Source organism: Pseudomonas sp. FG86 (assembly GCF_057808775.1).
This window is the reverse complement of the sequence record NZ_JBMDIS010000003.1, coordinates 193,132-205,720: the sequence shown is the minus strand read 5'-3', so window position 1 is coordinate 205,720 and position 12,589 is coordinate 193,132. Positions and strand designations below refer to the sequence as shown.

Here is a 12,589-nt window from a genome sequence, read left to right as displayed (position 1 = left end):
ACATGCGGTTGGTGACGTTCAACAAGGCAGAGGTGACTTGCTACTACTGCTTGCGAAAGCTTGGTACCCATCATCAAAGCGCCATCGGAGGAACGTCGCATGCCTGATTATTACTACCAGATCAAAGCACGTAAGACGTCCGAATACGACGGTGAGTCGGAATGGGCATTTCCACCGGCCTTCAGCGGCCTTGTCACCGCCGCAGACAGGAAAAAGGCAAAGGAAATTATTGAGGAGGAGTACGGCCGCCAGTTCCCGGTACGGGTCCTGAAAAAAGACCTCGATGAGCATCACTATCTTCTACGGATATCGGAGATTGATCCAAGTGATGAATACATCCTCAGGCGGTTCCGGGAAACGCAGTGCAAAGAGTGCGGGGCTAAATTTCGACCTATCGACAAATACAACGATCCCTACTCAGACAACAGTGGTGCTGACTACTGCTCAGCAAGATGCGCAACCGCTGGAAAGGCGCGTGATATTCGTGACCTCAAGCTTGTCGTGGATGGGAAAGTGCCGGCGGTCATCTACCAGGTGCGGCAAATTTCAACCGGGAGGGTGTACGTAGGTCAGACCACGCAACCGTTTACGCTGCGTTGGTGGCAGCACGTGACGTACCCTGGAGAAAGTAAATTTCACGAAATTATCAAGTCCACCCCGATCACTGACTTTGATTTTTCCGTGATTGAAGTAATCGATTTTCCAGAGAACTGCACGGACGCTGTCAGGTTTATCACCGAACGTGAGCGATTTTGGATTGAGGAAAAAAACGCTGTGACCTTGGGCTTTAACACGGTCCGACCGACCGGAGTAAGTCCCCAGCAAACACTCTCCCTAGACACAATCTGATCGACAGGAATACCGATGTCCACCCTTACGCTGGCCCTAAAGGGCGAATATTTTGACGCGATCATGGCAGGCGAGAAACAGGAGGAGTACCGCCTCGTTACGCCTTACTGGCGTAAGCGCCTGGAAGGGCGTAGCTATGACGCCGTTGTGCTGACTAAGGGGTATCCCAAGCGTGAGGATCTTGCGCGGCGCCTATCGTTACCCTGGCAAGGGTATAGAGAGACGACCATTACCCATGCGCATTTTGGAGAAGAGCCTGTTGCGGTATTTGCGATTAGTGTTCAGCTTCCTTCAAAGCCGGTCGCGGATTGGTCTACTGCCCCGGAGGATGCATCACATGTGCTTTTGACTCCTGGAAGCCGCGTGTGTTGGCTTAAACTGGGTGCTCCTCGAGAAGTAGCCTATTGGCGTTGGCCCGAGCGTAAAGTCTGGCGGCGTGGTGTGGACGACAGCGATAAATGGCTTGGACACATGCATGTCGAGGCTCGGCCAACTGAACGCACTGTCATGGCTGGACGCTAAAGCGAAATGTCCGACGCGCTCGCCAGACATTTCTGATAGCGCTAAAACAATCTTTTTGGTGATCATGCGAACCCTCCATCCTCATAAGGAAGCCAGGATGACTCGACTAGAACACGCGATAATTCAAGAAACCCGCGTCCATTTGGCCACGTTGAAAAATTTGCTAGCTACTCCACCCGAGGAGCGAGTGACGGAGTGCGGTTGTGATTTGGAGTTCCTCAATGCTGATGCCAGGCTGTCTGCGCTTTTAAACTTGGGACACCTTCCGGAAAGTGGCATGAGCGAAGCCGGTGCACGTGCGTTGCTGGATATCGAGAGTGAAAGAGCGTTGCTGCTGACCCCCGAGCAAGCCAACGATGACGCTTCTGTTCCATAGTCGACAGGATGCTGATGAAAGGTACAATTTTCACGAACTGGACCCGGTCATAGACCGGGGTTTTTTTGTGCTGGAAATGCACCCCAGTTGGAATGAAATTGCTGATTGAGTCCGATATTTTGTTTTAGAGCGCTGGACATTCAGGGCAGCGCAGTAAATTTTTACGGGGTTTTCTCTATGCATGCAGTTGTTCGATGCGCGTCTTTGCTTGCTTTTGTAGTGGTTGCTGGTTGTGCCGGTGGAAAGTCCATCGAGAAGGAGTCAGCCGTTGTGACTGTGTCCGCGTACGGGCCTGACCTGTTCGGTCAGCAGTCGCGCGGTACAGGGGGTAGCTGGGATGTCCGAGAGACCTCCAGAGGGGCAACCCCTCTCAGTTTCCCAGCCATGGAAGTGCGTGCTTGTAACCAATCGCGCACTGCCTGCTCATTGGGTTTTGGAGTCGTCGACGGCTCAGCTGAAATCATTTCTTCGAGTCCAACTGCAGCAACAGTGGCAATCAACCTGAACTACCAGGTTGGCCGCACCTACACGCACGTCGTAAACGGTCAGGAAATTAAGCAGGAGGTACCTGCTGACATACAGGCATTGCAGGTCAGCCAGCAGGTTACGAAGAGGATCGAGGTAGCTTTTGGTGACGTCGCACATATACAGCTTCCATACGGAGTGGATGTTGCTGTATGTGCACAGAAGCAGAATATCGGTGAGATCGTGCCCGATCGTAGTGTATGCCAGGCGTTCTGACAGCTTGACCTCCGTTGGATAAGATTCCCTTCTTCACGGTGCACGATTGATTAGCCAGGGTCCCGAGTGGGCCCTGGCACACGACCCTCATTGGTCCATTTACCCGATGCGATGACAACCTCTGACTCATTGAAGGCATCGCGGCTATTCTCGAAGCGCGTTAGCTCGCTCTTGAGTCCGCGAAGATCTCCGGGCATCAGCTGCAGGTACTCTTGATATCGTCCTATTGCTAATAGCGAAGCGCGGTATTTCCAGAGGGTGTATTTCTCAATGTGGCCGGCGCCTTCAATCGCCTTGAGGATCTTTCCTTGGATGGGGACGTGGAGCATCAGCTTCATATCTCGACTCACCTCAGCCAATCTTTGCTCAACGTTTCTCAGTGTCCGGCCGATTTTATAAAACGTGGCTCCGTCTGCGGAGACCAGCTCGAATAGGTAAAGGGTGGCAGATAGGATTTGCTCCTGCCTGGATGCTTCCACCTGATAATGCGCGGGATGGAGTTGCCCCGCAGCTACCAGCCCGCGTTTCTCGCAAAGTCGCTCCTGAAGGCGCTTGCGTAGCCACGGATCAAACTTACTCAGCGACAACATCCCTGTTACCACTTGAGCAGTATCAGTCAGCTGCCAGTTTCCCCTATACCCATGCTCGATGAGCCCATATCGCTCCATTCGCCCAATCATGAGTGAAGGTTTTCGATCTAAGTAGGAGGGGAAATACGACTTGCTGGTTTGGTAAAACAATTCGTCAACGACGCTCGCCGGAAGCGAAAGATTGAAATGATCCCATCCGGGTATCAAAAACAGGGGACGTTTGGATTCTCTGCAGGTACTCCCGTCATGCCGGAAATGGTGGATCCTCACTTGGCCGCGCACGGCGACCAGTGCCCTCAAACAGAAAGGGCAAACGAGGTCGCATAAGCCACTGTTCTGAGTGTCGATGCTGACGAGCTCGCCGTCTCGAGCTTTCCCTACAGTCAAAAAAGGCTCTATGGCCATTCGTTTGTAAGTCCCACGTGAGAGTAGAAATAGTATAGATGGCGTGCCGTCGGTGGTGCGCGTGTGTGTCTTCGCGGCCCCCCCTCTTCAGTGATCGATATCCTATCTGTTCATGGACGCCATTCAGACGACGCTGAAGGCACTGAAACGGTGGTGCGGTTGCATCCCCTCCGCGGAAGGCATCTATTCATGGATGGGTGAAACCAGATCGGTCGGCCCGGTCCATTCAACGCCGTCTTCGTCGAGAACCTTAACTTCATCAGTGATTGGATAAACGGCAATGACCCGACCGACTCCATAGGAAGTGAGATCGGTTTGAAACTCTACCTCTTCAAAAAAACGCAGTTGCATTCGTGTTTCTCCCTACGGACGCGGGCTTGTAGGTGCAGTGTCATTTACTGTGGCTGGCTGTCGCTCTCGGCCAGAAGCGCATAGTAAAAATGCGAAGCGTGAAATGCTTTAGACAAAAGCAGTGTGAGCACCAGTGCGATACCTACTGCCGGCCAAATGGTATCGCCGTAGACGAATCGGTAGGCTGATTTCCATTCAGTAAACAGGTTCAAGAGAAATAAACCTGTGTTGGTAATGTGAAGCGTCTGAGCTACACGAAAGGCCATGAGCCAGTTTTTGTAGCGTTTCTCTAGATTTTCTGACAGTAACTGCATGGTGATTCCTGGAGCAAATCGTTGTCGGTCGAGTGCTAGCTTCAACAGCTAGTCCTGGTTGAGTCTTGGCTGATACGCGGACAAATAATCTCATCCCTAGACTCAACCCATACCCAAGACTGCCCCCTGCAAGGGATCAGATATGCGTTCGGAGCTGCTGAAGATTGAGCCTCAGTGGTTGAGCCGTACGTGTGCGATGACGTGCCGCTATACCTGCTAGATGCGCTCCATCGCATCTTCTGCTGCAGTCTGTTTGTTACCCCATAATCAGCTCTCGCCTTCAGGGCAAATGATCCCGGAATGAGTGGCCAATAGCCCACTTGCACTTCTTAAAACGCAGGTAGCCTGAGTCGTAACCGGTCGGTTGCGGCCAACTCAAGCCAGGATCGAAATATGTTCACCCAAATCCATACTCTTGCGGTTTCAGCGTTCCTTGTTTTCACCCTGGGCAGTGGATGGGCGTCGGCTGAACCTGCATCGAAAAATCAGTCAGTCGCCGTCGGTGCCCGCGTCGAGGTATCCGAGTTGTACGAGCACACTCACAGAGCGAGTGCCGAATTCGCGCAGAATGAAAATACAAAGATCGAAAATGAGACGGCCAGCAGGCCACAAGACATTTCGCGTATTGAGTTGGAACCTGGCATTTATCATCTGGAAACCAAACACTTAAATGATCTCCGCGGCGAGCAGGATTTGGTGCTCGTTGTTGGCGCCGGCGCCGGCGACGTAAAGGTTTATGAGATCAGGTCAATTTCCCCGATCGTTGTAGCCCGCGAGGTCGAGGCGGTCCCGGCGAATGTCGAACGTCGGCTGCAGGTGAATACCAAGCAAGCCCAGCAGCCTACGTACCGATTCTGACTGAGACGTTGAGAGATTTTTTCGATGAAACCAACTCGAGCAAAACGTCAATTGTCACCTGGCCAGGGCGATCTGTTCGGTATTGACCAGATCTTCAGCATTTACCAGGCAACCCCGGATGCCGCTATAAGTAATGCCGAGCTTTACAAGCGTGTTTCGCAGAAAACCGGCGTGCCTCTTTCTGTGATTGATGAGCGTGTGCCAGTTGGCAAGAGTGGTGAAAAACACAGCATTTCGCGACGGGCAATTCGGTTCAGGCAACAGGATCTTAAGCAACAAGGGATTCTGGAAAGGGTCAAGGGGGAACGTGGTGTATGGCGGCTGACTGAGGCTGCGAAGCGCGACCTCCATGCCGCAAAATCAGGGGTAAAGCTTCTGGGATTTCGTACCGATTTGGGCATAGCGGTATGGGGGCCATCGGGCGATATTTTCAAGAAGTTACACGTGCCGGTAACGCTCGTGTATTCGTCTCCGCCGTATGCTTTGCGTCGGCCGCGGGCCTATGTGTAGCGACCTGCATTTGAAAACGTCCCGACCTGCAATCATCGCGGTTTTCGACCAGAATTAACTGCGAATGACCGACCCGGCCAACCAGCATTGATTGCGAATGAACCAGCATTGATCCGTGCCGACCTGCATTCCATCATCGCCAGCCAGGATTAGCTGCAAATAATGGGGCTCAAATCGGCAAGCCCGCTGCCAGCATCTTGTCGCGCAGCTCGACGGCCCGCGCCGGGTCGAGCGTATTGCTGAACAACGCCTTGATCTCGGTGGGCTTGGCGTCGAACTGCTCCACCAGTTCCTTAAGGCGGTAGCCGTGGCGCGTGAGAGTCGGCTCCAGGTCATCCAGTTGGCGGGACAAAACTGAATGCACGAGTTCTGCCGACACGGGCTTCTCACCGGTCAGGTAGCCGGCCTCCAGGGCCAAGCTAAGATGCAGTTGGATTTGCAGGGGTGTGCGCAGCTTGGTGGCGAGCAAATCAATGGCATCTTCAGTCAAGATCGACTCGGATTCGACCTTTCCCGCCGTACAGGTATCCAGCAACCAATGAATATATTCCCGCTGGCTACCAGTGATGCCGTCGAGCGAGAAAATGTCAGTGCGGTAGCCGATTTCCTCCATCGTCGGTCGGCGCAGGTCGTTACGCAGCTTGGGGTGCCCGGCCAATACAATGGACAGCCGACCGTCGCCGTCCTCGACCAGCTCCATCAAGCGCTTCAGGCCGGTCAGGGTGTGGCCGTTGAGGTCATGCGCCTCATCGACGAACAGGGCGACCGGGCGCTTGTTCTTCCTCACCAACTCGCGCAGGTCACGCTCTCGTTTTTCGCCCTGGGTCGGGATGCGTACCTGTTTCTCGGTGGAAAGGTCGTAGAAGAGCGCGGCGATGAAGGTGGCCAACTTGATGCTGTGCTTCTCGATGGCCAGTGATTTCGAAACCGTGATCTTCTTTTCCTCCTCCATCGCTTGTTGCAGCCGGCGCAGCATCACGGTCTTACCGCTGCCGATGACACCGCACAGGGCAATCAGCCGTCCTTCGAAGATTGCCCCCTTGATGTCCTTGATCAACTGTTGATGGTGGGCGGTTTCAAAGTACCCGGCCTGGTTCAGTGGCAACGTCAGTCCGTAGTGCTGCATCACTTCAGCCCGCATGTTCTTCTCCTATTTTCTTGTGGCGGAAGTAGCCCCGCACGCGCTCCAGTACGATGCACTGTATGAGGGTTTCGCTCAGCACCTGATGGATGTAGGCTTGATCGTCGGCTGAGAGCTTAGCCAACGGCTGCGCCAGATCATCGGCGATGGCCAGTTTGGCGGCGATGACGCTGGGAAACCGGTATTCATGTGCCTCGGCATCGAAGGGTTGGCGGGGCAGTGACACGGGAACGGCCGGCGGCATCAGCCGCACATCGTCCCCGGCCAAGGCGGCGATGGGCAGGCCAAGCTGGTCAGCCAGCGAGCGAATGCGATCCGATCGCTCATCCGCCTTGCCACGCTTGAAGGCGCGGTAACGGTGCAGCGGAATGGGGCCGGAAACCGGGTAATAAGGTCCGAAGCGCTCACCCTCGAACTCGGCATAGAGTTCGTCATCGAACAAGCCCCAGAGCAACATCACGGTTTCGCCGGCCATGTCGGGCTCCACCTCGTAGGCCGTACCGTCGATGCTGACCCGCGCATCGACGCCGACCTTGCGCCGCTCCGGCTCGCGGGCGAAGCGGCAGAACTGCTCCCAGGTGCACATCTCGCGCAGGCCCTCGACAGGCAAGTTGGCGAGCCAGTCATCGATCCGTGAATGCGGTTCGGCGCGATGATCCTGGGTGTTGTAGGTGCGCACCAGGTAACGCAGCAACCATTCGTTGGCCTGCGCTTCAGTTTCCGGCTTGTGGAAGTGATACAGCGTCTCGTGGGCTTCCTTCACGGTGCGAAAAGGTCGCTCCACCTTGCCTTTCGAGCGGGCCGTGGTGCGGGTGCCATCCTTTCCGGCGGGTATGTGCGTCTGCCAGTCAATGCCCAGCGCCTGCATGACGTTCTGGAAGACGCGGCGCTTGGCCACCGGGCCGTTGTCCAAGTAGATCAGCTTGGGACGGCCCTGGAAGGGAAAGGTAGGGTCCGCTTTCGGCGCCATGGCGTTGAACAGGAAGCGCAACGCCGACTCCGCATCCTCGCCATACACACAGTGGTATTCCTGATAGGCCACGCCACTGCGGTCGTCAACCACGCTGAACAGCATCAGCGTCGGCTCGCCCCTGGCCGGGTCGATCCAGTCCGGTTTGTCGATGTGTTTGAGGTCGGAGGGCGAGAGGTCGAACTGCCAACAGTCGTTGCTGTGCGTCGCCTGAAAACGCGTGGCTGGAGGCTGCCGCAACAACCGTGACTGATCCAGATGCCAGCGGTTGAGGTATTCGTTCACCGTGCTGCGGGTCAGCACCCCTTTGGGCGCCTTGACCAAGCCTTGCTCGCTCTCCACCCCGTAGTCTTCCAGCAGCTCAATGGCGCGGCGGGTGGACAGGTGCCTTCCTTGCTTATTGGTGGTTCGCAGTTTCAGCGCGGCGATCAGCTCGCAGTAGCACTCCAGCTCGGCTTGCTGCAACACACGCGGCTTGCCGTAATCGGCCCGATGAGCCGCATGGGGTTTATGGATGAGATTCAGCGCCCGGTATACGGTGCTTGGCGACACGCCGTACAACTCGGCTATCGCGGCCACCTGAGCAGTCCTTTCGGGGCTTTTTTTCGGCAAGCGGTCGAGCCGCTGCCGCAATTGAATCAGCGAATCGGTCGGAATGATTTTACGCCGCCCGCTGGGCATCACGCTCGGCCTCGGTCAGGTAGTTGTAGAGCGTCGAGCGACCGATGCCCATCATCCGGCAAATTTCCGCCACGGTGTGTTGCCGCTCGTGATAGAGGCGCAGGGCCAGTTCTTGCTTGGCCGGATCGAGCCGTTTCTTGCGCCCGCCCTTGCGTCCGCGAGCCCGCGCGGCGGACAAGCCGGCTTGGGTGCGTTCGCGGATCAGGTTGCGCTCGAACTCGGCCAAGGCGCCGAACAGGTGATACACCAAGCGGCCTCCAATTGAGGCGGTGTCGATATTCTCCTGCAAGCTGCGCAGGCCAACGCCGGCGGCGTCCAGCTGCTCGACCAATCGGATCAGGTCCTTCAGCGAGCGGCCGAGGCGATCCAGGCGCCAAATCACCACGGTGTCGCCCCGTCGCAACGTGGACAGCAAGGCGGTCAGCCGCACGCGCTCGGCCTTGGCACCACTAGCGGTGTCCTCGAAGAGGTGCTCACAGCCCGCTTTCTCCAACGCATCGCGTTGCAGATCGAGGAGTTGATCGTCGGTCGAGACGCGGGCGTAACCAATCAACATGGTTTTGTCCAACTATTCAGTGATAGCTCAGTGTAGACGGATACTGAAAGTTGGAAGCTGATGTTGGATGTCAATTTCAGGAGCCGGCTGCACAGAACGTGTCATTTTCAGAAGTCGATTGCACCAATGGTCAGAAGTCGATTGCATTACTGAGGAAGTCTTTGCTACCGCGGGCTGATGAACTGACGACGGAGGACCTCGTAGGTCAGGAGCAAACGAGCCCCACTCGCACATGCTATGTGGGTATTTTGAGGCATCGGCTATCGCATTCCGCCAAATGGACACTTCATGTGCATGATGCCTTGTACAATACGCTGGGCAAATGGCCATCATGATCGTTGCATTGACGTTCAACAGGCCAATGGCAACTTTTTTAAGATGGGGTATTGCTCTGCCAGCCGCACCGCCAATTCTGTCTACCGGCCTATGCCCGCAGTGGCGAGGCCCCTACATGGCTGGCGCCGGCTCTCTGTGGAGGTCAAGCGACTTAGAAGTAATAGCCGATGTTGGTATACAGTTGATTTTCCCACTGGTTGGTACCACCGGCTCCCGCGCTTTGCGTATAGCTGCTGGCCCCTACGTAAGGATCATTTTTTCCATTGAGCCATTCGACAGCGATGAAAGTACTGCCCACAGAAAACGAAGTTCCCAGAATGAATCGCTGTGAATCTTTGAACGCATCTTCGTCCTTGTCGAACAGGCTGTAGTTGCCATACACCTTGATGTTCGTGGACCAGCCTAGTTTTTCTGCAATGTCGTAGCTTAGGTCGGCTACATACAAGTCGCCTTTTGAGGCAACGTTGAAGGTACCGTCCAGTGCACCGAATGTCACTACCTTGTCAGTGCCAGGGTTTTGGGGGTTCACTTCCTGACGAGCAGCTTGCAACTGAACACCCCAAGGGCCATTTTTCCCCTTGTAGTGGACTGCAACCGCATTGCGTCGGCCGTTATCATTGGTGTCCCGATTTTCCAGAGAGGATGTAAAAATCGATCCGCCGATCTCGGATTGCCAATTCCCAAGTTTGAAATTTCGAACTAAGCGTCCGGCCACGATGTCGCGTTCTTTGTTGTTACTTCCATCAACGACATAGACGTCTGCCGCTGCAACGCTTGGAGACCAAGTCCTGCCGCCCCGACTGGTGCCTTTTCCTTGATCTGCTGGGCTGATGTAGTAGCCAGCCTGCAAATTCCAATCACCGCTTTGCTGGATGTACTTGATACCCAAGTCCTGAACGTCTTCGAGGCCAATGACGTTGCCCAACGTTTCGAAGAATATACTGCCAAAGTAATGCTGCAGGCCGAATGGGATCTGGTTGAGGCCTACCTGTATTTGATGGGCATCGTCAAATTTGTAGCCCACCCAGGCGTATTCCGGAAATGATATGTCCCCCACCTTACCGGTAGATCCCCTGAAAGGATAATCGCCGCCATAGAAGCGGTATTTCGCAGCACCGATCCAGCGCTCAGAAGTGTAGGTTGTCGTCAGAATTAAAGTGTCGAAGCTGAGTTCCGAAATGTTTTCATCCGGGTCGAAGTCACCACGGGCGCGGATGGCTCCTCCGATGTCCAGATTATCAGTGACCGCCACAGCGTAGGAGGGTGAGTTCATGAGCATTAGTGTTGGAAGTAATGCCAGACCGATCAGCTTGCGTTTAGCGCACAGGTACATTGATGCTCCTTTCTTATGGATGTAGCTGCCCGTTCGGCCACAGGCAAGCGGTGGCGCGTCGGGCTTTTATTGGTATGGGGTGTTACTGACTGATGCCTAGTGTCCTGTTTGTTTAACTTGAGTTCTGGGCGAATGGCGAAGAACTGCAGGAGCCCTTCAACGCCTGGGTGGTGAAGGGAAGCAGAACAACACTCGAGCGAAAGGGCCGCAAAGCGGCCGCTCCGAGACTCGACACTCAAACATGATCCCTGATAGAGGGGCCGAGCCTTATTCCCCTCGCAGTCGCATCGTGGCGACCTCATCGATCCTGAGTGTGCGCGGATCGATAACTACACCGTAGTGCTCCCTGGCCGAGTCGACGCTGATGTACTCGTCCAGTACGTCTTCGAGCACCTCGTCAACCGTACGCTTGCGTGGATCGCCCCAGCCGCCGCCACCGGTGCTTTCGAACATGAACACATCGCCTGCGCCGAACTTATGCGAAGACAGCAGCGGATTGGTCCACGCACCGTGGGGGTCGAGGCCGCCGATTACCTGTGCGCGCCCGTCGGCGTGCAGGTGACTGGCGCGTTGCACCGCGCTGGGCAGGCCGCCAGCTGCACCCGGGCTGCCTTCGAGGGTACGGGAGGTTTCCATGCCAAGTTCGCCTCCGCCCAAGAAGCGCACCTTGAACACCGCACCTAGCCCACCACGATGACGTCCAGCGCCTGCGGAGTCATTGCGAATTTCGAAGGCTTCATATGCGATCGGGAAGAACAACTCGGCGGTCTCCGCAGGCATGTTCATGCAGTTGCCCAGGGGATCCATGGTCACGCTCATGCCATCGGCGTACGGCGTGCCGCCCCAGCCGCCTGCAGGCAGATCAGAAAACACGTCGGTTTTTCCGTCAGCCGAGGTACAGCTGGCGACGAACCAGTTGCACTCCGAACAGGTCGAGCCGGTGATGCGATCGGGGATTGCCTTGGCTAGGGCCTGCCAGATGGCACTGGTGATCTTCGAGGACGTCAGGGTGGTACAGCCGATGGTCGGTGCTGGCCACGTCGCGTTCAGCCAGCAGCCCTCTGGCAGCACGACCTCAATGGGGTTGAACATCCCTTGGTTCTGCGGAGCATCAGGCGCCAGGAAGAACTGCAGGGAATATAGCGCTGCCGAAATAGTGTTGGCCCGCGGCGAGTTGATCGCGCCCTGGCAGATCGGGTCGGTGCCGGAGAAGTCGACGGTGATCGAAGTGTCGCTGATCGCCAGGCTAACCTTGAGCTTCACACGCTCACTGCCAATGCCGTCGGTGTCGGCGTAATCCTCGGCTTCGTACAAGCCGTTGGGGATCTTGCGGATGCTTTCACGGATCATCTTCTCGGTGTAGGCCTGGATCTTCTTCATGGCTTTCTGCACGGTGGCCGCGCCGTAGCGGTCACACGCACGTTGTAGTTCCTGCTCGGCCGCCAGCAGCGCGCCGAGATGGGCCTGCAGGTCGCCCTTGATAAAGTGTGGGGTTCGCGAATTGTTCAGAATGATCGCCAGCAGGTCTTCGTTGATCCTGCCTTGCGAAAAGATCTTCAGTGGGGGCAGGCGCAGCCCCTCGGCGGCGATGTGGGTGCCGAACGCCTGGCCGCCAGCGCCACCGCCGCCCAGGTCCATCCAGTGGCCACGGCTGACGCCGTAGCCGATGAGTTCACGCTGGTAGAAAATTGGCTTGATGAAGGATATGTCGTTGATGTGGGTGCCGCCCCGGTAGGGGTCGTTGACCACCAGCACGTCGCCTTCAAGTACGTTGTCCTTGCCGATGCTGCGTACCGCTTCTTCGGCGCTGAACTTCATCGCAGCCAGGTGTACCGGGCAGTTGGCGGCCTGGCTGATCAGCTGCAGGTCTGCGTCATAGATCGCGTTGGAAAAGTCCAGCATGTCCGCCAGGATTGGTGAAAACGATGAACGTTGCAGGACCGTGGCCATGCGGTCGCTGGCGTATTCGAAGATGCTGCGCATGACCTCGAAGGTGATCGGGTCGATGTCCTGGCCAAAATCGGTGTTCGAAAGGTTCTTGCTCATGGAGGAGTCC

At 56.0% G+C, this 12,589-nt stretch carries 14 protein-coding genes; 6 read left to right on the top strand and 8 right to left on the bottom strand.

The window, feature by feature from the left end:
- Positions 1 to 99: 99 nt before the first annotated feature.
- The 4 genes from ACODSV_RS03315 (at position 100) to ACODSV_RS03300 (ending at position 2,488) form a co-directional block, all read left to right on the top strand.
- The gene (locus ACODSV_RS03315; protein WP_489044910.1) at positions 100 to 849 is read left to right on the top strand and encodes a GIY-YIG nuclease family protein; all 750 of its coding nucleotides are present in this window, start codon (positions 100 to 102) and stop codon (positions 847 to 849) included.
- Positions 850 to 864: 15 nt separating this feature from the next.
- On the top strand, positions 865 to 1,371 hold the full coding sequence (locus tag ACODSV_RS03310; protein WP_489044908.1) for a hypothetical protein: 507 nt from the start codon (positions 865 to 867) through the stop codon (positions 1,369 to 1,371).
- A 97-nt stretch (positions 1,372 to 1,468) separates the two neighbouring features.
- A complete protein-coding gene (locus ACODSV_RS03305) occupies positions 1,469 to 1,747 on the top strand; it encodes a hypothetical protein (RefSeq protein ID WP_010466302.1) in 279 nt (92 codons plus the stop codon).
- 177 nt (positions 1,748 to 1,924) lie between these two features.
- Positions 1,925 to 2,488 carry a hypothetical protein gene (locus ACODSV_RS03300; protein ID WP_080967010.1) on the top strand — a complete coding sequence of 188 codons (564 nt, stop codon included), beginning with the start codon at positions 1,925 to 1,927 and terminating at the stop codon, positions 2,486 to 2,488.
- 50 nt (positions 2,489 to 2,538) lie between these two features.
- On the opposite strand, the gene ACODSV_RS03295 is transcribed toward ACODSV_RS03300, so the two are convergent.
- The 3 genes from ACODSV_RS03295 to ACODSV_RS03285 form a co-directional block, all read right to left on the bottom strand.
- Positions 2,539 to 3,483 (bottom strand): GIY-YIG nuclease family protein, encoded by a 945-nt coding sequence (locus ACODSV_RS03295; RefSeq protein WP_010466300.1) that lies wholly within the window; start codon positions 3,481 to 3,483, stop codon positions 2,539 to 2,541.
- Between the two features lie 183 nt (positions 3,484 to 3,666).
- Positions 3,667 to 3,834 carry a hypothetical protein gene (locus ACODSV_RS03290; protein WP_158491255.1) on the bottom strand — a complete coding sequence of 56 codons (168 nt, stop codon included), beginning with the start codon at positions 3,832 to 3,834 and terminating at the stop codon, positions 3,667 to 3,669.
- A gap of 44 nt (positions 3,835 to 3,878) precedes the next feature.
- Positions 3,879 to 4,148, bottom strand: a complete 270-nt coding sequence (locus tag ACODSV_RS03285) for a hypothetical protein (RefSeq protein WP_010466298.1) — start codon at positions 4,146 to 4,148, stop codon at positions 3,879 to 3,881.
- 393 nt (positions 4,149 to 4,541) lie between these two features.
- Between ACODSV_RS03285 and ACODSV_RS03280 the strand changes: the two genes are divergently transcribed.
- Both ACODSV_RS03280 and ACODSV_RS03275 read left to right on the top strand, forming a co-directional pair.
- Positions 4,542 to 5,006, top strand: a complete 465-nt coding sequence (locus ACODSV_RS03280) for a hypothetical protein (protein ID WP_010466297.1) — start codon at positions 4,542 to 4,544, stop codon at positions 5,004 to 5,006.
- A gap of 24 nt (positions 5,007 to 5,030) precedes the next feature.
- Positions 5,031 to 5,516, top strand: a complete 486-nt coding sequence (locus ACODSV_RS03275) for a hypothetical protein (protein WP_489044904.1) — start codon at positions 5,031 to 5,033, stop codon at positions 5,514 to 5,516.
- 169 nt (positions 5,517 to 5,685) lie between these two features.
- Here ACODSV_RS03275 and ACODSV_RS03270 read toward each other — a convergent pair whose 3' ends face one another.
- The 5 genes from ACODSV_RS03270 to ACODSV_RS03250 form a co-directional block, all read right to left on the bottom strand.
- A complete protein-coding gene (locus ACODSV_RS03270; RefSeq protein ID WP_175389897.1) occupies positions 5,686 to 6,657 on the bottom strand; it encodes an ExeA family protein in 972 nt (323 codons plus the stop codon).
- Entirely contained in the window at positions 6,647 to 8,284 is a 1,638-nt protein-coding gene (locus ACODSV_RS03265; RefSeq protein ID WP_294281967.1) for an IS481 family transposase, read from the bottom strand. The genes ACODSV_RS03270 and ACODSV_RS03265 overlap by 11 nt, the downstream gene beginning before the upstream one ends.
- Positions 8,285 to 8,288: 4 nt before the next feature.
- Positions 8,289 to 8,864, bottom strand: coding sequence for a recombinase family protein (locus tag ACODSV_RS03260; protein ID WP_175389895.1), 576 nt, complete (start codon positions 8,862 to 8,864; stop codon positions 8,289 to 8,291).
- 487 nt (positions 8,865 to 9,351) lie between these two features.
- Positions 9,352 to 10,533: a porin gene (locus ACODSV_RS03255; protein ID WP_175389894.1), complete on the bottom strand. Its 1,182-nt coding sequence runs from the start codon at positions 10,531 to 10,533 to the stop codon at positions 9,352 to 9,354.
- A gap of 267 nt (positions 10,534 to 10,800) precedes the next feature.
- A complete protein-coding gene (locus ACODSV_RS03250; protein WP_175389893.1) occupies positions 10,801 to 12,579 on the bottom strand; it encodes a hydantoinase B/oxoprolinase family protein in 1,779 nt (592 codons plus the stop codon).
- Positions 12,580 to 12,589: the final 10 nt, after the last annotated feature.

Bases quoted from the DNA above. Each gene is read 5' to 3' on its own strand.
- ACODSV_RS03260 (WP_175389895.1), bottom strand. From the start codon at position 8,864: ATGTTGATTGGTTACGCCCGCGTCTCGACCGACGATCAACTCCTCGAT.
- ACODSV_RS03315 (WP_489044910.1), top strand. From the start codon at position 100: ATGCCTGATTATTACTACCAGATCAAAGCACGTAAGACGTCCGAATAC.
- ACODSV_RS03250 (WP_175389893.1), bottom strand. From the start codon at position 12,579: ATGAGCAAGAACCTTTCGAACACCGATTTTGGCCAGGACATCGACCCG.
- ACODSV_RS03285 (WP_010466298.1), bottom strand. From the start codon at position 4,148: ATGCAGTTACTGTCAGAAAATCTAGAGAAACGCTACAAAAACTGGCTC.
- ACODSV_RS03310 (WP_489044908.1), top strand. From the start codon at position 865: ATGTCCACCCTTACGCTGGCCCTAAAGGGCGAATATTTTGACGCGATC.
- ACODSV_RS03255 (WP_175389894.1), bottom strand. From the start codon at position 10,533: ATGTACCTGTGCGCTAAACGCAAGCTGATCGGTCTGGCATTACTTCCA.
- ACODSV_RS03295 (WP_010466300.1), bottom strand. From the start codon at position 3,483: ATGGCCATAGAGCCTTTTTTGACTGTAGGGAAAGCTCGAGACGGCGAG.
- ACODSV_RS03300 (WP_080967010.1), top strand. From the start codon at position 1,925: ATGCATGCAGTTGTTCGATGCGCGTCTTTGCTTGCTTTTGTAGTGGTT.
- ACODSV_RS03305 (WP_010466302.1), top strand. From the start codon at position 1,469: ATGACTCGACTAGAACACGCGATAATTCAAGAAACCCGCGTCCATTTG.
- ACODSV_RS03275 (WP_489044904.1), top strand. From the start codon at position 5,031: ATGAAACCAACTCGAGCAAAACGTCAATTGTCACCTGGCCAGGGCGAT.
- ACODSV_RS03270 (WP_175389897.1), bottom strand. From the start codon at position 6,657: ATGCGGGCTGAAGTGATGCAGCACTACGGACTGACGTTGCCACTGAAC.
- ACODSV_RS03280 (WP_010466297.1), top strand. From the start codon at position 4,542: ATGTTCACCCAAATCCATACTCTTGCGGTTTCAGCGTTCCTTGTTTTC.
- ACODSV_RS03290 (WP_158491255.1), bottom strand. From the start codon at position 3,834: ATGCAACTGCGTTTTTTTGAAGAGGTAGAGTTTCAAACCGATCTCACT.